Raw genomic sequence first — 17,089 nt, forward strand, 5'->3', positions numbered from 1 at the left:
CGGTCAGACCGCAGCTCAGGACCGGCTCTGCTCCGGATGCGCCACAACGCGTAGGTCCAGTTGCGGGATGGCGCCGAAATCAACGGGATTACACGTGTACAGCGGCAGACCATGCGCGATCGCAGTGGCGGCAATCAAAGCGTCGTAGGCGCGGGCGGCCGGTTTTCGTCCCAAGGCGCGCAGTGACGCCGCCACTACGGCGAATGCCCGGGCTGCTGCGCCATCGAAAGGCAGTACGTCGAAATCGGATTCGGCTTGCTGTAGACGAGCCTGCCGTGCTGCGCGCTCTTCTTCGGTTTGGGCCACGTGCGGTCCAAGCGATAGTTCCGCCAGCGTTATGGCGCTGATAACCGCTTCCTCCGGCAGCGCCGACGGATCGGTAATCCGGCCCAGCAGGATTACCACCGAGGTGTCGAGCAGGCCTCTCGCAGCTGGCTTGCCGATCACAGCGACGGATCGATGAGGGCGTCGATGTCTCGTCGCAGCGCTTCGGGGTCAACGGGCGGCAACCGCTTCCAGCGCTCAATCAGTTCCTCAGGTCGGGCGCTGCGACGGGGCAGCGGGCGTAGCTCGGCAATGGGGCGCCCATCCCGGGTCACCACCACGCGTTCGCCGCGCTCGACACGGTCCAGCACGTCTCCGCCCTTATTGCGTAGTTCGCGCACGGTTACGGACGCCACCAACCCACCGTATCACCGGTGAGACGCCGTGGCGGGCAAATAGTTTCCAGCTAGCAGGTATGCGCTCGACCCACCTCCGCCGCGACACTGGACGGGTGGCAACGGGTGGGGTATTGCGCTGCGTGATTGTGGACAACAACCGCGACTTCCTTAATGCGGCGGCTCGACTGCTCGAGCGGCAGAACATCGACGTCGTGGGGGTGGCGCAGTCGTCGTCGGCCGGGGTGCAATGCGTCCAAGACTTGCGCCCCGACGTCACGCTGGTCGATATCGAGTTGGACGGGGAGAGCGGATTCGACCTGGCTGAACAACTGCATCGGGGTGGCACCGACGCCGCCCCGCGGGTGATTTTGATCTCTACCCATGCGGAGGAGGACTTTGCGGAGTTGATCTCGACGAGCCCGGCGGTGGCTTTCTTGCCGAAGTCCGTCGTGTCAGGTGCCGCGATCCGAGAAATCCTGGGCATCGCCAGCTAATCGAGGGGCTTATCTGGAGTCCAGGAACGTGATGACCGCGCGCACCCGGCGATGGTCGTCGTCTGTTTCGGCCAGATCCAGTTTGGTCAGGATGCTGCGGACATGCTTTTCGACGGTGCCTTCGGTCACCCACAGCCGCCGCGCGATGCCCGCGTTCGAGCGGCCCTCGGCCATCAACTCCAGCACCTCCAGTTCGCGCGGCGACAGCACCGACAGCGGGTCGTCGCGTCGCCGGCCCGATACGAGCTCCTGTACCAGAGCCGGGTCGACCACCGAGGCGCCGTTGGCGATCCGGCGCAGGGTGGCGACGAAATCGGCGACGTCGGTGACCCGGCTTTTGAGCAGATAGCCGATCCCGCCGCCGCCGGCCAACAACTCCATTGCGTGCTCGACGTCGACGTGAGCAGACAGCACCATGATCCCGGTGTCGGGCAGCTCTTCGCGGATCGTTCGGGCGGCGTCCAGGCCCTCGGTGGTATGGGTCGGCGGCATCCGGATATCGACGACGACCACATCGGGGGCATGGCTGCGCGCTTGCGCGAGCAGTTCGGTGGCGTCGCCAGCCTGGCCCACCACCGTGAACCCCGACCGGTCCAGCAAGCTGGTCAGGCCTTCGCGCAGCAGTGTTTCGTCGTCGGCCACCACCGCGCGCAGCGGCGACGGCGTGTCGGTAGTAGTCGTGTCGGCGCTCAGCGTGTGCCCTTCGGGAAACGGTGACCGTTGCGTTGGGACACATCTTGCACCAAAGCGGGATGCTGGCGGGGGTGGGCTGCCGGAATCCGTCTGCCGCTAGACCAATGGCGGCGACCCGCCGCGCCCCGACACGCCGCGCTTGCGATCGCCGCTACGCCGACAGCCGCACGCGGTAGCGGACGTCGCCGGCCAGCCCGGCCAGCGCGCGCCAGGACCGGATCGCGCAGCGAGCGAGGTCGACCGCGTGGCTGCAATCCGTGCTCCCGACGACCACCGAGTGGGCGCGCAAAGCATTACCGGTCACCGCATCCAGTGTCGTCCGGTGCTCGCTGTCGACTGCTGCCGTCGATTGGTAGGCCGCCCGCAGGGCATAGAGTTCGGCCGCGTTCAGCATCCGCTTTGTCGCGCGGGACGCCGCATAGGCGGCGCGATGCGCAGCACCCCAGGCGGCCACCGGTGGCGTTTCGCCGGATGCGACTTTGCGGTGCAACGCGGCGATGTCCGAAATTGCGTGGGCAGCATCGCTTTCCGCATAGCGGATGACGCCCCAGACGGGATTTTCCAGTAGTTCGGCAACCCACGCGTGGATCACGGTGTCGGCAACCTCCGCGGTCCCCACCGTCTGCCAGCCGAGGTCGAGCGCAACGGCGCCGTCGTCGCGGGACAGGAAGCCACCGGGGCCGGCGAGCAGGTCGTTGCACCACTGGACGAACGCAGCCAGCGGCCGCGCCGAGCAGTCCGGAAAGTCGGTGATCTCGGTGTCGCCGTTGATGTAGGAGATGGCGTTCATCGCGCACCCTTTGCCTGACCCGGCCGGATACGATCCGGCGACCAAGCGCAGTTGGGTGAAATTGTCGTGGTCCATTTCGGTTGAGTCCCTTCGTGATGCCGACATGGTGACACCATCAAGACTCGGGCGTAGCCCCGCAGATGTCGTCTAGGCTGGCAACCATTACCGCCTGCGGCGACCTGCAATATCGGCCTACCTGCTAGCAGGAATACCGCGCCGCCCATGGCGCTGGCACCACTTCGCCTGGTCGGGCTACCCGGTAACGGCATTGGATGCGAGCTTCGATGATTCCCGATGCCCGCCACGCGATTCTGGGCACGGCAAATCTCGGCGCGAACTTCCCCGGAGGCACCCATGACTGCTGTTCTGTACGACGAGCTGATGATGACCGCCGGCGACGACCCGCTTGTGGACGCCGTGGCCCGGGTGTTGACCGTTCCGCTGCGCCAGGCCTACGCGGCGCTGTGGCGGATCGGGCTGCTGGAGGTCGGCGCGTAGGTAGTATCGACAGCCCTTGCCGGAAGGAGAAACCGATGCCGCACGACGGGTTTCATCCGGACCTGCAGCCGCACGGGCAGATGGTGCGCAATCGGGTGCACCACATCAAATCGTCGGAACTCGACAGCGATACCGCGCAAAGCGCGGGGATGCAGCGGTTCGCCGCGATCACCGGACGTGCCGTCGGGGCCGAGAAGCTGTGGATGGGCGAGACACACGTGCGGCCGCAGATGGCGTCGGACAACCATCACCACGGCGAATCCGAAACGGCGATCTTTGTCCGCAGCGGCCACCCCGACTTCGTCTTTCATGACGGCAACCATGAGGTCCGCATCTCGACCAGTCCCGGCGACTACGTCTTCATCCCGCCGTATCTGCCGCACCGCGAAGAGAATCCGAACCCCGACGAGCCGGCCGTGGTGGTGATCGCCCGCAGCACCCAGGAGGCGATCGTCGTCAACCTGCCTGAGCTCTATCCGCTGTAGCGCTAGGCGCCGTCGACGGGAATGGTGACGTCCAGCGACGTCCCCTTACCCGGCCGGGATTCGACCTTGAACTGTCCGCTGACCGCCTCGACGCGGTCTTTCAGCCCAATCAGGCCGGATCCGTTGCCGGCATCCGCGCCACCGACGCCGTCGTCGCCAATCGACAAATACAAATTTGTGTCGTCGACGTGCGCGGCGACCGTGACTTCGGATGCTTGAGCGTGCTTGTCGGCGTTGGTCAGCGCTTCGGCCACCACGTAATAGGCGGCGACCTCGGCGGGCTCCGGCAACCGCCGGTCGATCTCCACGTCGAGGGTGATCGGAACGGCGGATCGTCGTGCAAGGTTGCGCAGTGCGGCGCCAAGTCCCCCTTTGGCGAGAATGCCCGGATGGATGCCGCGAGAGAGCTGCTGCAAGTCGGTGAACACTTCGCTCAAACCGGCGACCGCCTCGGACAGCTCATTTCTGACGTCGGTCAGATCGGCCGGCACCAATTCCTCTGCCATCCGCAGCCGCAGGCCCAACGAGACCAGCCGTTGTTGAGCACCGTCGTGCAGGTCGCGTTCGATGCGGCGCCGGGCATCGTCGGCGGCGGCGACAATCCGGGCCCGTGACGCCACCAGCTCGGCGCGGGTGGTGGCCGCGGCGATAGCGGTCGCGATCAACTCGGCGAATTCGGCGATGCGCTGCTCGCTGTTGGCCGGCAGCGACTCAGGCCGTGACGAGCCGACCAACGCCAGGCCCCACACCCGTTCGTCGACGATGATCGGTGCGCCCACCCGGGAATGCATGCCCAATTCCCGCATCCGCGCCACGAGCGGCCCGGCGGCGTTGTCGATACTTTCCATTCGGTAGGCGCGGCCGGTGCGGAACACCTCTCCGGCCACGTTCTGGCCCTCCAAGGGCAGCCGCTCCCCGATGGCAAGGCCATGCGCGCCGGCTTCGGCGTAGCAGGCGACGACAACGATCGCCGTGCCGTCGTCCTCATAACGGAGCACCTCGGCGTACGGCACCTCCAGGCATCGGCCCATCTCCTCGGCCACCGCGCCGAACACCTCGTGCGGGCTGACCCCGCTCGCCACCAGTGTCGCCACCCGCCGCAACGCGGCCTGCTGGGTTGCGAGATGCCGCAACTGCTGCTGTTCGAGGCGGCGCTCGGTGACGTCACGGCCGAGGCAGCAAATCAGCCCGTGCTGCGGCACCACATTCCATTCGAACCAGCGCCGGCTGCCGTCGGGGCAGACGACCCGGCTTTCGAAGCCCATCGGGACGCCGGCGCGGAAAAGTTCTTTGATGGCCGCGGCCACATCCGCTCGGTCCTCGGGCGCGGCAAAATCGGTCGCCTTCACCGCGGTACCGGGTGCGTAGCCGAAGATTCGGCTGAAGGCCGGGTTCACCCGGATCAACCGGCGCCGGTCGGCAATCACCAACAGGTCCGTAGACAGGTCGAAAAACCGTTCCAGTTCCCGATGACTGTCGCGCAGCGCGTCGTCGACGCTCTGGTCTTCTGCTGCCATCCTGGGAGTATCACTCTGCGGCGGCGGCTTGCGGCCCGGAATCATGACGCTTGAGTGGCGTCGCGGTGCGCTACCGTCAACGCGTGGCCAGCATGAGGAAGCTTTTCGCCGCTTTGACCCGGCGTGGACCGCACCGCGTGTTGCGCGGCGACCTGGCCTTTGCCGGTCTGCCCGGCGTGGTGTACACCCCGGAGGCGGGGCTGAACCTGCCCGCGATCGCCTTCGGCCACGACTGGCTTGCCGGCGTCGAGCGCTACTCGAAATTGCTGGAGCACTTGGCGTCATGGGGCATCGTCGCGGCCGCCCCCGACACCGAACGGGGACTGGCCCCCTCAGTCCTGAACCTGGCGTTCGACCTGGGTACCGCACTCGACATCGCCGCGGGCGTCCGCCTCGGCCCGGGCAAGATCAGCGTGCATCCGACCAAACTGGGCCTGGTCGGTCACGGCTTCGGCGGTTCGGCCGCAGTGTTCGCAGCGGCCGGGATGCCGACCAAACCCAAAGCCGTTGCGGCGATGTTCCCGTCAGTCACCGCACCACCTGCCGAGCAACCCGCCTCGACGCTGCAGGTTCCCGGCGTGGTGTTCAGCGCGCCAGGGGACGCGAAAACGTTGCGCTCCAACGCACTTGCGATTTCCCAGGCCTGGGATGGAGCGACTCTGCGAATCGTCGGCAAAGCCCAGCCCGGCGGGCTGGCCGAAGGACGCCGGCTATCGGCAGTGGTCGGACTGCCGGGGGCGCACCGCAAGACGCAGCAGGCAGTCCGCGCGCTGCTGACCGGGTACCTGCGCTATGCGCTCGCAGGCGATAAGACCTATCGCGATTTCGCCGACCCCGAGGTGCAGCTGCCCAGGACCGTGGCGGTGGAGGAGGCCCTGACGCCGGTGACCCCCGAGGAAAAAGTCGTCGCGCTGCTCAAGCACTGAGCACCTCACTGCGGCGTCCGGCCCGCGTGGTATGTGTCGTAAATGCAAATCGGCATCATGCTCGACTACTCGGGCGGATTTCACGAAGCGGCCGACCGTGTTGTAGCACTCGAAAAAGCCGGCATCGACGTCGCTGTGGTGGCCGAGGCATATTCGTACGACGCGGTCAGTCAGTTGGGGTATCTGGCCGCCAAGACCTCGGCCATCGAATTGGCGTCGGGGGTGTTTCCGATCTATACGCGCACTCCGTCGCTGCTGGCGATGACCGCCGCCGGTTTGGACTTCGTGTCCGACGGCCGGTTCCGGCTGGGCATCGGCACGTCCGGGCCGCAAGTCGTCGAGGGTTTTCACGGTGTGCCGTTCGACGCCCCGCTGGGCCGCACCCGAGAGGTGGTCGACATCTGTCGCCAGGTGTGGCGGCGCGACCGCGTTACATACACCGGCAAGCACTATCAGGTCCCGCTGCCCGCCGAGCGGGGAACCGGTCTGGGCAAGGCCCTGCACATCATCAACCACCCAGTACGCGAACGGATTCCGATCACGATCGCGGCGTTGGGACCCAAGAACGTCGAGCTGACCGCCGAGATCGCCGAGGGCTGGCAGCCGGTGTTTTTCTATCCGGAGAAGGCGCAGTCGGTGTGGGGCGAGGCGCTGGAAGCCGGTCGGGCCAAACGTGATCCGTCGCTGGGCCCGCTGGACGTGATGGTGGGCACGTCGCTGGCCATCGGCGACGACGTCGAGGACCGGCTGGCGTGGGTCAAGCCGCAGCTTGGTCTTTACATCGGCGGCATGGGCGCCAAGGGGCGCAATTTCTACCACAACCTGGCAACCCGGTATGGCTTCGGTGAGGTGGCCAACCGGATCCAGGAGTTGTATCTGTCCGGCCGCAAGACCGAGGCCATCGCCGCGGTGCCCGACGAGTTGGTGCGCCAGATTTCGCTGATCGGTCCGCGCGGGTTCGTCGCCGAGCGGGTGGCGGCGTTTGCCGAAGCCGGTGTGACGACGCTGTTGGCCACGCCGGTCACCACCGACCGGTCCGAAGCGGTGCAGTATGTCGAGGAGCTGAAGGCCCTACTGCCCTAGCTATTGCCCTGCCTGCGGCAGTTCGTCGGCGGCGATTTGGCACGGCGTGGGGTCGTCGGGCGCGGGTTCCTCCGTTGCCGGTCCCGGTGGCGTCGGCGCGACGGGCGGTGCGGCCGGTGCCGCAGTGACCGGCGGTGGCGCGCTGTCATGCGGTTTGTCTGCGATTTGCTCTGTCGTTGGCGGATTTTCACTTGGGGTCTCGATGTCGTCGGCATCGACGGCATCGGCCGATGCCGGCGGTTGCTCATCGTCGGCCCGATCATCGGCCACCTCGTCCAGTGGATCGTCGTCCTCGAGCCCGTCGTCGAAGGGCACGTCGTCGGAGACCGACGGATCGCCGAGCCCGTCGGCCAGGGAGCCCACCAGACCAGCAATACCGTCGATGATCTGGCCGACCACCCCGCCGATACCGCCGGTAAGACCGCCAAGTCCACCCAGATTGCCTGCGCCGGCTGGCATTCCGGCGGTATCTCCTAATGCAGGCTCGGGTAGCGGTGATTCGGGCGGCAAAGCGTCGAGCATGTCCGCAGGAATCGGAGCCGTTGGGGTCGGCGGGGGCAACGGCGTCGATACGGCTGCAGGCGTGGTGTTGACCGGCGGGAGCGTTTCCGGTGTTGGCAACGGCCCGCTGGTCGCGCTCGGCGCCTCGTCGAGCTGCGGCCGCGGCGCGAGGTCGCTCGGGAGGTCGAACCGCACCTCCGGCGCAGCCGCCAGCGCGTCGAGGGCGGCGTCATACGATGTCGTCACCGACTCGGTGGCCGAGCGCATGGCAGTAAGCCAGTCGCCGCGAATGTCGTTGTTCACGTAAGGGATTACCTGCTGGCGAATAATGTCCTCGGCGACTGATCGCTCCCCGGCGCCGGTCGCGACAGTATGTGCAGCGGCCAGCCAGGCGGCCTGGTCCGCACAGCTGCGGTCGTCGATGGCGATGGCCGTCGCGACTTTGCCGTCCACCACGCGCCACAAGTTGTCGCGCAGCGCACCGCACTCCTGCGACGCCCTGCGCACCGCGGCGACCACCTCGGCGGCGATTCCGCAGTGCCGATCCAGGAACTGCGTCGCCGAGTCGGCTCCCGGCCCGCGCCAGGCCGCGCCGAGCTCCGCGATCTGCGCCCCCTGTGTTGCCAGCGCCTCCTCGGTCGCGCTGAGCGCGGCCCACAGCGCGGCGCAGTCATTGTCGAGCGTCCGAAGCTCCAGGCCGGCTTCGGCCTCATACCAGTCGCGGATTTGCGAGCCGTGCGCGGTGAGATCGGGATGCTGGTATCCGACTGCACGGCATGCGTCCACATACGTTTGGGTGTGCTCGACGGCTGGTGCACCCTCGGCCAGTCGCGCCGCGACGTCCCACCGGTCGGCCATCATCTAGCCGATCCGGACCGCGCCGCGCCGGTCCGCGTCGGCGTACCGGTCGGCGCCGGCCCGCAGCGCCGAAGCGATTTCAGCCGACGCCCTGGCCCACAGCGCCAGCGCATCGCTGAGCCGGTACAGCGTCGTGTTCAGGGCGTCACCGCTGGCGACATGTGCTCGCCCTGCGGTGGCGCCGTCGAAAGCCAGCCGCGACAACCGATCACGCGTGGCGCCATGGATGAGTTCCGCGGTGGCATCGAACCGATTGGCGACCGCGGATACCGCACTGACGTCGACGAAGGTTTGGCGCATACCCGTTAGGACGCCTGGCGCCGGGTCCGGGTTCCCGGTCAGCTCTGAGCGCGCACCGAATCCGCGACAACGGTGGCGAGCCGGCGCGCAGTGTCCTCGTCGTCAGCTTCCACCATGACGCGGATCAATTGTTCGGTTCCGGAGGGGCGCAACAGGATTCGCCCGGTGTCGCCGAGCTCGGCCTCGGCTTGCTGGACCGCGGTTTGCACCGCGGGCGCCGCAGCGGCAGTGGTCTTGTCGACAACCTCGACGTTGATCAGCACCTGCGGCAAGGTGCGCATCGTCGAGGCGAGCTCAGCTAGCGGTGAGCCGGTTTGCGCCATCCGTGACATCAGCCGCAGCCCGGTCAAGATGCCGTCGCCGGTGGTGGCCAGCGCCGGCAGCACGATGTGGCCGGATTGTTCGCCGCCGAGCCGGAAGTCGCCGGCGCGCAACTCTTCCAGCACGTAGCGGTCGCCGACCCCGGTGGTGCGCACGGTGACTCCGGCCGAGCGCATCGCCAGGTGTAGGCCGAGGTTGCTCATCACGGTGGCCACCAGGGTGTTGCCGGTCAGTTCGCCGGCCTCCTGCATCGCCAGGGCCAGCACCACCATGATGTGGTCTCCGTCGATGACCTGGCCGGTGGCGTCCACCGCCAGACACCGGTCGGCGTCACCGTCGTGGGCCAGGCCCAGGTCGGCGCCATGGGCGAGCACCGCCGACCGCAGCACATCCAGGTGGGTAGACCCGCAGCCGTCGTTGATGTTGAGACCGTCGGGTTCGGCGTTGATCGCGATGACCTGGGCACCGGCCGCGCGGTAGGCGCGCGGCGCCGCGACCGACGCCGCCCCGTGGGCGCAGTCGACGACGACGGTCAGCCCGTCGAGCCGGACGGTGCTGGCCTTGCTCACCTGGCGTAGGTAGCGGTCGAGCGCGTCCTCGGCGTCGACGACCCGGCCGATTTCCGCGCCGACCACCCGCAGCCCCGGTCCGGCCGCCACCGCCTCCTCGATCCGGTCCTCGGCGGCGTCGTCGAGTTTGTGCCCGCCCGGCCCGAAGATCTTGATCCCGTTGTCGGGCATCGGGTTGTGCGAGGCCGAGATCATCACGCCGAAATCGGCGTCGTACGCGCCGGTCAGGCAGGCCACCGCTGGCGTCGGCAGCACGCCGACCCGCAGCGCGTCGACGCCCTCGCTGGTCAGGCCAGCGATGACGGCGGCTTCCAGCATCTCGCCGCTGGCGCGGGGATCGCGGCCCACGACGGCGACCCGGCGGTGGTCGCCGCCCGGGCCAGCCAGTTGCCGCGCCGCCGCGGCGCTCAGTGCCAGCGCGAGTTCGGCGGTCAACTCACGGTTGGCGACCCCGCGCACACCGTCGGTGCCGAACAGTCGACCCATAGCCATCCTTTATCCGCCGCGAGCGTGCGTGTCCCCGGCCCGACACGCCAGCGAGGGGCCGTTTTTGCGCACGCTCGCGGCCCAGAAAGTGATCGCCGATCAGCGCTTGCTGTACTGCGGCGCCTTGCGGGCCTTCTTCAGCCCGTACTTCTTGCGCTCGGTGGCCCGTGGGTCGCGGGTGAGGAAGCCGGCCTTCTTCAGCGCGGGCCGGTCCTCGGGCGTGACCAGGATCAATGCCCGGGCGATCGCCAGCCGCAGCGCGCCGGCCTGCCCGGACGGACCGCCGCCGTCGAGGTGGGCGTAGATGTCGAAGCTTTCCAGCCGGTCGACGGTAACCAGCGGAGCCTTGATGAGCTGCTGATGCACCTTGTTGGGGAAGTAGGCCTCCAGGCTGCGGCCATCGAGGTCGAACTTGCCGGTGCCGGGCACCAGTCGCACCCGCACCACGGCCTCCTTGCGGCGGCCGACGGTCTGGATCGGCCGCTCGATCACAAAGGAATCCGAGCGCGGGGCCGCGGCGTCCGCGGTCTCGGCAGCCGGGGCTTCGGTCGTTTCGGTCTCTACCGCTTCAGTCATTGCGTCACCTGCTTGATCTCGAACGGAACCGGCTGCTGGGCGGTGTGCGGGTGCTCCGGGCCGGCGTAGACGCGCAGCTTGCGCTTGATCTGGCGGCCGAGTTTGTTCTTGGGGATCATGCCGATGATCGCCTTCTCCACGACCCGGTCGGGGTGGCGCTGCATCAGCTCACCAATGGTGCGCTTGCGCAGACCGCCGGGGTAACCCGAGTGGCGGTAGGCCAGCTTGTTCTGCAGTTTGTCGCCGCTGATGGCAACTTTGTCGGCGTTGACGATGATCACAAAGTCGCCACCGTCGACGTTGGGGGTGAATGTCGGCTTGTGCTTGCCGCGCAGCAGGTTGGCTGCCGCGACGGCAAGGCGGCCGAGCACCACGTCTGTGGCGTCGATGACGTACCACGCCCGCGTGGTGTCACCCGCCTTAGGCGCGTATGTAGGCACAGCGCTTAACCTCTCTCGGGTTGGATCCCGGTGTCCCGGGTGCCGGTCAGGCGTTAACAGAAGGGGAGATTCTCGGCGACCGACATTGACCCGAGCCCCGGCGTACCCGTACGCCAACGGTGCAGCTTACCGGTGGGCATCCGCGCAGGTCAAAACGCTCGGTCCATGACTGCGGGGTCCCGACGGCCTCTCCCTCCGCCGGGACCCCCGCAGAGCCCCTAAGGCGCTATCGCGCCCAAATGCCGGCCGCCCGGTGATCGGCACCGGCGACGTCGTCGGCGCCGTCACGCACCGCATTACCCAGATCGACCAGGATTTCGTTGAGCGCAGTGGCCGCCTGATGCCATTTGAGCTGCTCAGCCCGATAGGCAGCGGCAGCCTCGCAGGTCCACATTTCTTGCAACGGCGCCACCTGAGACCGCAACTCCTCCAAGGCGGCGTTGAACCGAGCCGAGACGGCATGGATCTCCTGTCGAACCGAGCACTCGATCTCGCCGAAGTCGTACGACAGCACCGGGTCCATGGTCACAGCTTCCCGCCGGCGGCGGCGATGTGGTGTGCGTGCTGATCGGCCGCTTCGCGCAGCGCGGCCTCGTTGTAGCGGATGGTCTCCGCGATGCCGTGCAACGCATGATGCAGTTTGATCGACTCGGCATTCCAGCGATCCACCACTTCCCTGAATCGGGTGGCCGCGGCTCCGCCCCACACCGACGGCGGCACGCTGCTGATGCGGGAGATGAACGTGTGCAGCATCGCCCGGAGCTCCTCGTTGCGGGCATCGGTGGTCGCCGCAACGGAACGCATCAAATCGAAGTCGGTGCGCAGGCTGTTGGTCACACAGATAGGACGGCGACGAGCCGCGTTGGGTTCCGCCGAATTCAACTCAGCGCGCGGGCCGACCGGACCGCCAGCTCGCACGCGTCGCGCACGGCGTCATCATCGAGCGGTCGGCTCTGACATCCGATGCTGATCCGCACAGCCCTATCGAGTAGGACGGCCCAGCGGATGTCATGCCCGACGCGCACCTCGCGGTAGGTCACCGCTGCCCGGCCGGCGGTGGAGCCCGACGGGTTGAAGTCGACGAAGACACCCGGCGGCTCGGCGTCGATCGCGCGCTTCAGCACTTCGGCAGCGTCGGCCAGCGTCTGGGCGGCGACGGGAGATTGAGTCAGATGCAACGCCACGTTCGGATCCGACGGGGAGGTGATCTGTACCCGCGCGGATCCGGGTCCGGTGAGGATCCGTTGCGTCGTCCATGCCGCCGGCACCTCCACCGCCACCCGGCCTTCCACTAAAAACGTCGTCGCCATCCCGTCGGGCGCCGGTGTTTCGCGACGGCCGACTGCGGTGAAGCCGAGCGCCGCCGCGATCACCAGGACGACCAGCATGATCCAGCGATGACGACGATGGCCGCCACGCTCCGGCGAGGACTGGGTCCCCGAGGTCGCGTGGTCGGCGACGGCAGCATGGGCGAGTCGCCGAAACTCGGTGTCGTCGACGCGGAATACCGTGACACCGCTGCTCTGGCGCAAGCCATCGGCGATCATCCCCGCCAGCACACCGGCGCCACCCACCGCATCCGGTGCGTCGATCACCACCGTCGCAACATCGTTCGCGGTCATCCCGACGATGAGGCAGGCGACGGCGTCGGCCACCCGCTGCGGCTCGCCGCGGCGGGGATGGGCCCTGACCACGGGTCCGGTGATGACCACCAGGTGTTCGGCGATCTCGACAATCGCCGTCGCAGACGGTGATTCAGCCGGCGGCTTTTGGGCCAGCAACCACGACCGCGGACGCATCGCGACGTCGTCGGCCAGGTTGTGGGCGCCGGCGCCGACCAACTCGATGCGGGCAGGCGACCACCACGATGGGTGAACGACGATCACGCTTTCCCGTCCTGCGCAGCCCAGTGACTGCAGCGCTGTGCGCCATAACGACTCGACCGATACCGGATGGTCTTCGACCAGAGCCACTGGGTCGTCGATGCCGTCCAGCGCGGCCATCGCTATCCGGGCGTCGCCGTCTGCGGTTGTGCGGCAACATAAATGCCGGATCGCTCTTGGGCCCGCCTCGACGATGTGTGTGCTCACGGCGGTGGGCTCCAAGCCACCTGCACCAGATCTCTGCCGGTCCGGGTGATCAGGGTGCCGCGTCCGGGCGGCAATGGCATCGGGCGAAGTGAGCCGATCAGCGGGCCCTCATCGGGGTGCGCGCTCATCATCAGCCCGGTGCAACCGAAGTCACGTAGCCCGGCCAGCAACGGGTCGAACATGGCCCGTGCGGCCCCGCCGCTGCGCCGGGCCACCACCAGTCGCAGACCCACATCCCCGGCGTGCGGGAGGTATTCGAGGATCGCGGTCAACGGATTGCCAGCCGCTGTGGCGATCAGGTCGTAATCGTCCACCACGACATAGGTGTTCGGTCCGGACCACCACGACTTGGCGCGCAGCTGTGCCTGGGTGACGTGCGGCGGGGGCAGCCGGCTGTGTAGCAGGTCGAGAAGTTCCGGCAGCAGTGCGTCCAGCGCAGCTCGCGACGTCGCGTAACCACCCAGGTGTTCGGACTCGATCACACCGAGCAGCGTGCGCCGGAAGTCGACGATGAACAGCTGCGCGTGGGCGGCGGTCGTGGTTCGCACGATTTCGCGGCACAGGGTGCGCAATGTCGCCGTCTTTCCGCACCCACCGTCGCCCACAATCAGCAAATGCGAATGTTGGTCGAAATCGACTGTCGCAGGAAGCAATTGACGTTCTTCGAGGCCAAGCAGGATAGCCATCCGTAGATCATCGCCCGCCACTTCGACGACATCGTGGTGATCGACGCGGGTAGGGAGTAGCGCTATGGCGGGTGCGGATTCTCCCGGGTAGCGGCGCCGCACCATCTCCGCCGCCTGTACGGCCGCCTCTGCCAACCCGGCGTTGGAGGCGACGCCGTCGAGACGGGGTATCGCGATCACCATGTGCAGGCCGTCACGAGAAAGCCCCCGCCCGGGTTTCCCCTCGGGCACCTGTTGAGCGCGGCGGCGGTCCAGTTCGGAATCAGCCGGATCACTGAGCCGCAATTCGATGCGGGTGCCGATCTGATCCCGCAAGGGCGGCCGAAGCTCCGCCCAGCGCGACGCAGCCACCACCACGTGCACACCCAACGAAAGACCTTGAGCTGCAAGGGCGCTGATTGACGACTCGAGCTGGTCGAAATCGTGACGCAGCGCAGTCCAGCCGTCGACCACCAGAAACACGTCGCCGAACCGATCGCACACCGGGTCACGGCGAGCTTTGAGCCCGCGATACTGCGAGATCGACTCGATCCCGTGGCCACGGAACAACGCCTCCCGGGATCCGACGAGTGACTCCAGTTCCGCGACCATGCGAACCACTAGGTCGGCTTCCGCCCGGCCGGCCACCGACCCTACGTGCGGCAGCGACCGCACCGACGTCAGCGCACCACCGCCGAAGTCCAGGCAATAGAACTGCACCAGACTCGGATCGTGGGTGGCGGCCAGGGCGGTGATCAGCGTGCGCAGCACTGTCGACTTGCCGGATTGAGGTGCCCCGACCACGGCGACATTGCCCGCGGCTCCGGATAACTCGACGGTCAACGGTGTGCGGCGCTGCTCGAATGGGCGATCGACGATGCCGATCGGAACGAGGAGGTCACGCGCTGCCACGTCGTGGAGCAGGGTGTCCAATGCCGGAGCCTCGCCCAACGGCGGCAACCACACCTCATGCGCCGGCGGCCCATGACCGGATACTCGATCCACCACCGTCTGCAGAACGGTGCGCCCGGCGGCATCGACATGCGCAGCGCGACACAGTGTGACCGGTCCCGCCGGCGCGGCGGTGAACCGTCGAACCGCGGGCTGCGCGGCGCGCGGGGCGGTGAAAGCGGGCGCAGCGAGCCGGTATGTGGGTGGGTAGGGCCCGGAGACGTATGCGCTCTGGAAGCGGGTCAGCTCGCCCGTCGCAGTACGCAGATAGCCTGCCCCTGGGGCGCCCGCCAGGTCGTAGGCCTGGGAAGTTCCTAAGACCAAGCGTGATTCGTTGGCCGACAGCGTCTTCAGGCAGATCCGGTAGGACAGGTGTGAGTCCAGCCCGCGCAGCCTGCCCTCGTCAAGTCGCTGGCTGGCCAGCAGCAGATGCATGCCCAGCGAGCGGCCGAGGCGTCCGATCGACACGAAGACGTCGGCGAAGTCCGGCTGTTGGCTCAGCAGCTCGGAGAACTCGTCGACAACGATGAACAGCGCAGGCAACGGCGGCAATTGCGCGTTGACCCGCCGTGCGCGCCGGTATGCGGCGATGCTCTCCACATTGCCTGCGGTCCTGAGTAATTCCTGGCGCCGGTTCACCTCGCCGGTCAGGGCGTCTCGCATCCGCGCAACCAGCGGTGCCTCATCCGACAAGTTGGTGATCACCGCTGCGACGTGTGGGGATCGTTCCAGATCGAGAAAGGTCGCGCCGCCTTTGAAGTCGACGAGGACCAAGTTGAGCACCTCTGGCGAATGCCGGGCGATCATGCCCAGCGCAACGCATCGCAAAAGCTCCGACTTGCCGGATCCGGTGGCCCCGATGCAGAGCCCATGTGGCCCCATCCCGTTTTGCGCGGCCTCTTTGATGTCGAGTTCCACTGTCGCGCCGACGTCAGTCGTGCCGATCGGGATACGAAGCAGGTCAGGCGGACGCTGACTGTCCCAGAAGGGTTTCGGCGCAAAGCCGGTCAGATCGTCGATGCCCAGCAGGTCTTGCCAGCGTGGCCGACCGGCGGACGCGGACTCCCCGGCGTCCGAGTGCTCGGCGTGATAGGCGGCCAGTCTGCGGGCGCACACGGTCGCAGCAACAAGGTCCATCCGGTTTGGGCGGCCGAGCATCTGACCGTCGAGGGACAGGGTCTTATCTGCCACCTCCAGCCTGTTGGTGGCAACCGGCGCATCGTAGCCAGTGCGGACCTCCAGCATCGCCCCGTCGACGACCACCACCAACCGCGGAGCTAGCGTGTCCTGCGACAGCAGGCCGCCGATCGACTTCTCGACGGCGGCCACCGTCGGATACACCATTCGAACGGGGCCGCTGTCATCCCGGGCGTGGGGATGATGGTTGTGTGGCAACCACTTCAGCCAATCCCAATGCTGTCGGTTGCCGTCATCGCTTGCGGCGGCGATCAGTAGCCGGCCCGGACTGTGCAGCACGGCCAACTGGCAGATCATGGCACGAACGAGGCCGCGTGCGTGTGCTTGATCACCGGCGATGGTCACCGCGGACTGGCTCTGGAGCGCGATCGTGACCGGCGCGTCGCCAATTGTGGAGTGGGTGCGCAGAAACCGCAGCAACGCCGTCGTGGTGACCGGATCCGAGGTGTGCGCCGACTCGAGTTGCGGCGGCGACAAGCCGGTGGCAAGTCGCTGTGTACCGGTGCCGATCCGTACTTCGCAGTAATCGCAGTCTGTCGGCCGTCGTTCCCACATTCGGGGGCCACCTACCAGCGTCCACAGCGAATCGGGGTGGGGATGTCGCCAGTCCAACGATGCGCGTTGTGCGGCAGCAGACTTGGTAACGGCGCGGCGCAGATCGCCGAGATAGGACAGGTAGTCGGCGCGGTCACGGCCGATGTCCGCGCGCCCTCGGTCCCGCCCGGTGATCGCCGTGACGATCGCCGAGATCACCATCATCAGCGGAAGCGCCATGAACATCGGATTGCGCGCGGTGCCCGACCGGGAAAAGACGAACATCGCCATCATTGCCGCCGCGGCGCCCGCCATCACGACCGGCAGCAGTCGATTCACCGGCTTGGCCTGCCCGACCGGGGGCACCTGCGGGGGCGCGGCCACGGCGATGTCCCCGGTTTCGACGGTGGGCGCCGGAAGACGTGGTCCAGGCACGAACCTCTCGGTCGCAGA

The 17,089-nt window shown here is 67.5% G+C and carries 18 protein-coding genes and 1 pseudogene; 5 read left to right on the forward strand and 14 right to left on the reverse strand.

Translation table 11 applies throughout. The annotated features are described in order from the left end of the window. Positions 1 to 15: 15 nt before the first annotated feature. The gene (locus tag AC5Y5W_RS15065; RefSeq protein ID WP_500010862.1) at positions 16 to 447 is read right to left on the reverse strand and encodes a type II toxin-antitoxin system VapC family toxin; all 432 of its coding nucleotides are present in this window, start codon (positions 445 to 447) and stop codon (positions 16 to 18) included. Next, positions 444 to 680: a type II toxin-antitoxin system Phd/YefM family antitoxin gene (locus AC5Y5W_RS15070; RefSeq protein WP_500010863.1), complete on the reverse strand. Its 237-nt coding sequence runs from the start codon at positions 678 to 680 to the stop codon at positions 444 to 446. Before AC5Y5W_RS15070 ends, AC5Y5W_RS15065 begins: the two co-directional genes overlap by 4 nt. Positions 681 to 775: 95 nt before the next feature. Here AC5Y5W_RS15070 and AC5Y5W_RS15075 point away from each other — a divergent pair, with 95 nt between their 5' ends. After that, positions 776 to 1,156, forward strand: coding sequence for a LytR/AlgR family response regulator transcription factor (locus AC5Y5W_RS15075; RefSeq protein WP_500010864.1), 381 nt, complete (start codon positions 776 to 778; stop codon positions 1,154 to 1,156). A 9-nt stretch (positions 1,157 to 1,165) separates the two neighbouring features. Here the strand turns inward: AC5Y5W_RS15075 and AC5Y5W_RS15080 are convergent, their stop codons facing one another. Both AC5Y5W_RS15080 and AC5Y5W_RS15085 read right to left on the reverse strand, forming a co-directional pair. Next, the gene (locus tag AC5Y5W_RS15080) at positions 1,166 to 1,810 is read right to left on the reverse strand and encodes a response regulator (RefSeq protein ID WP_500010984.1); all 645 of its coding nucleotides are present in this window, start codon (positions 1,808 to 1,810) and stop codon (positions 1,166 to 1,168) included. 190 nt (positions 1,811 to 2,000) lie between these two features. Beyond that, the gene (locus AC5Y5W_RS15085) at positions 2,001 to 2,714 is read right to left on the reverse strand and encodes a hypothetical protein (RefSeq protein WP_500010866.1); all 714 of its coding nucleotides are present in this window, start codon (positions 2,712 to 2,714) and stop codon (positions 2,001 to 2,003) included. A 318-nt stretch (positions 2,715 to 3,032) separates the two neighbouring features. Between AC5Y5W_RS15085 and AC5Y5W_RS15090 the strand changes: the two are divergent. Both AC5Y5W_RS15090 and AC5Y5W_RS15095 read left to right on the forward strand, forming a co-directional pair. Beyond that, positions 3,033 to 3,137, forward strand: a pseudogene (locus AC5Y5W_RS15090) (Rv1535 domain-containing protein); the annotation flags it as partial. Between the two features lie 35 nt (positions 3,138 to 3,172). Further along, a complete protein-coding gene (locus tag AC5Y5W_RS15095) occupies positions 3,173 to 3,622 on the forward strand; it encodes a cupin domain-containing protein (RefSeq protein ID WP_500010868.1) in 450 nt (149 codons plus the stop codon). Positions 3,623 to 3,624: 2 nt separating this feature from the next. Here AC5Y5W_RS15095 and AC5Y5W_RS15100 read toward each other — a convergent pair whose 3' ends face one another. Continuing rightward, complete coding sequence (locus AC5Y5W_RS15100; protein ID WP_500010870.1) at positions 3,625 to 5,139, reverse strand: GAF domain-containing sensor histidine kinase; 1,515 nt, start codon at positions 5,137 to 5,139, stop codon at positions 3,625 to 3,627. A gap of 83 nt (positions 5,140 to 5,222) precedes the next feature. On the opposite strand from AC5Y5W_RS15100, the gene AC5Y5W_RS15105 reads away from it, so the two are divergent. Together AC5Y5W_RS15105 and AC5Y5W_RS15110 are read left to right on the forward strand one after the other, a co-directional pair. Beyond that, the gene (locus AC5Y5W_RS15105) at positions 5,223 to 6,065 is read left to right on the forward strand and encodes a dienelactone hydrolase family protein (protein WP_500010872.1); all 843 of its coding nucleotides are present in this window, start codon (positions 5,223 to 5,225) and stop codon (positions 6,063 to 6,065) included. A gap of 42 nt (positions 6,066 to 6,107) precedes the next feature. Continuing rightward, a complete protein-coding gene (locus AC5Y5W_RS15110; RefSeq protein WP_500010874.1) occupies positions 6,108 to 7,148 on the forward strand; it encodes an LLM class F420-dependent oxidoreductase in 1,041 nt (346 codons plus the stop codon). Here the strand turns inward: AC5Y5W_RS15110 and AC5Y5W_RS15115 are convergent, their stop codons facing one another. The 9 genes from AC5Y5W_RS15115 to eccCa all read right to left on the reverse strand — a co-directional run bounded on the left by AC5Y5W_RS15115 (position 7,149) and on the right by eccCa (position 17,071). Continuing rightward, positions 7,149 to 8,507 (reverse strand): hypothetical protein, encoded by a 1,359-nt coding sequence (locus AC5Y5W_RS15115; protein ID WP_500010985.1) that lies wholly within the window; start codon positions 8,505 to 8,507, stop codon positions 7,149 to 7,151. Between the two features lie 3 nt (positions 8,508 to 8,510). Then, positions 8,511 to 8,807 carry a type VII secretion target gene (locus AC5Y5W_RS15120; protein ID WP_500010876.1) on the reverse strand — a complete coding sequence of 99 codons (297 nt, stop codon included), beginning with the start codon at positions 8,805 to 8,807 and terminating at the stop codon, positions 8,511 to 8,513. 38 nt (positions 8,808 to 8,845) lie between these two features. Next, entirely contained in the window at positions 8,846 to 10,183 is a 1,338-nt protein-coding gene (gene glmM / locus AC5Y5W_RS15125; RefSeq protein WP_500010878.1) for a phosphoglucosamine mutase, read from the reverse strand. A 99-nt stretch (positions 10,184 to 10,282) separates the two neighbouring features. Continuing rightward, the gene (rpsI, locus tag AC5Y5W_RS15130) at positions 10,283 to 10,759 is read right to left on the reverse strand and encodes a 30S ribosomal protein S9 (RefSeq protein WP_499888197.1); all 477 of its coding nucleotides are present in this window, start codon (positions 10,757 to 10,759) and stop codon (positions 10,283 to 10,285) included. Next, on the reverse strand, positions 10,756 to 11,199 hold the full coding sequence (gene rplM / locus AC5Y5W_RS15135; RefSeq protein WP_499888199.1) for a 50S ribosomal protein L13: 444 nt from the start codon (positions 11,197 to 11,199) through the stop codon (positions 10,756 to 10,758). The genes rpsI and rplM overlap by 4 nt, the downstream gene beginning before the upstream one ends. A gap of 226 nt (positions 11,200 to 11,425) precedes the next feature. Then, positions 11,426 to 11,728: a WXG100 family type VII secretion target gene (locus tag AC5Y5W_RS15140; protein ID WP_500010880.1), complete on the reverse strand. Its 303-nt coding sequence runs from the start codon at positions 11,726 to 11,728 to the stop codon at positions 11,426 to 11,428. After that, entirely contained in the window at positions 11,725 to 12,003 is a 279-nt protein-coding gene (locus AC5Y5W_RS15145) for a WXG100 family type VII secretion target (RefSeq protein ID WP_500010986.1), read from the reverse strand. The genes AC5Y5W_RS15140 and AC5Y5W_RS15145 overlap by 4 nt, the downstream gene beginning before the upstream one ends. A 74-nt stretch (positions 12,004 to 12,077) precedes the next feature. After that, the gene (locus tag AC5Y5W_RS15150) at positions 12,078 to 13,289 is read right to left on the reverse strand and encodes a type VII secretion-associated protein (protein WP_500010882.1); all 1,212 of its coding nucleotides are present in this window, start codon (positions 13,287 to 13,289) and stop codon (positions 12,078 to 12,080) included. Continuing rightward, positions 13,286 to 17,071: a type VII secretion protein EccCa gene (gene eccCa / locus AC5Y5W_RS15155; RefSeq protein ID WP_500022392.1), complete on the reverse strand. Its 3,786-nt coding sequence runs from the start codon at positions 17,069 to 17,071 to the stop codon at positions 13,286 to 13,288. The genes AC5Y5W_RS15150 and eccCa overlap by 4 nt, the downstream gene beginning before the upstream one ends. Positions 17,072 to 17,089: the final 18 nt, after the last annotated feature.

It is taken from the genome of Mycobacterium sp. NGS51 (assembly GCF_059812525.1).

Excerpts from the sequence above, each read along its gene's own strand:
- AC5Y5W_RS15085 (WP_500010866.1), bottom strand. The coding sequence starts at position 2,714 with ATGGACCACGACAATTTCACCCAACTGCGCTTGGTCGCCGGATCGTAT.
- AC5Y5W_RS15095 (WP_500010868.1), top strand. The coding sequence starts at position 3,173 with ATGCCGCACGACGGGTTTCATCCGGACCTGCAGCCGCACGGGCAGATG.
- AC5Y5W_RS15100 (WP_500010870.1), bottom strand. The coding sequence starts at position 5,139 with ATGGCAGCAGAAGACCAGAGCGTCGACGACGCGCTGCGCGACAGTCAT.
- AC5Y5W_RS15110 (WP_500010874.1), top strand. The coding sequence starts at position 6,108 with ATGCAAATCGGCATCATGCTCGACTACTCGGGCGGATTTCACGAAGCG.
- AC5Y5W_RS15115 (WP_500010985.1), bottom strand. The coding sequence starts at position 8,507 with ATGGCCGACCGGTGGGACGTCGCGGCGCGACTGGCCGAGGGTGCACCA.
- AC5Y5W_RS15120 (WP_500010876.1), bottom strand. The coding sequence starts at position 8,807 with ATGCGCCAAACCTTCGTCGACGTCAGTGCGGTATCCGCGGTCGCCAAT.
- glmM (WP_500010878.1), bottom strand. The coding sequence starts at position 10,183 with ATGGGTCGACTGTTCGGCACCGACGGTGTGCGCGGGGTCGCCAACCGT.
- rpsI (WP_499888197.1), bottom strand. The coding sequence starts at position 10,759 with ATGACTGAAGCGGTAGAGACCGAAACGACCGAAGCCCCGGCTGCCGAG.
- AC5Y5W_RS15145 (WP_500010986.1), bottom strand. The coding sequence starts at position 12,003 with ATGCGTTCCGTTGCGGCGACCACCGATGCCCGCAACGAGGAGCTCCGG.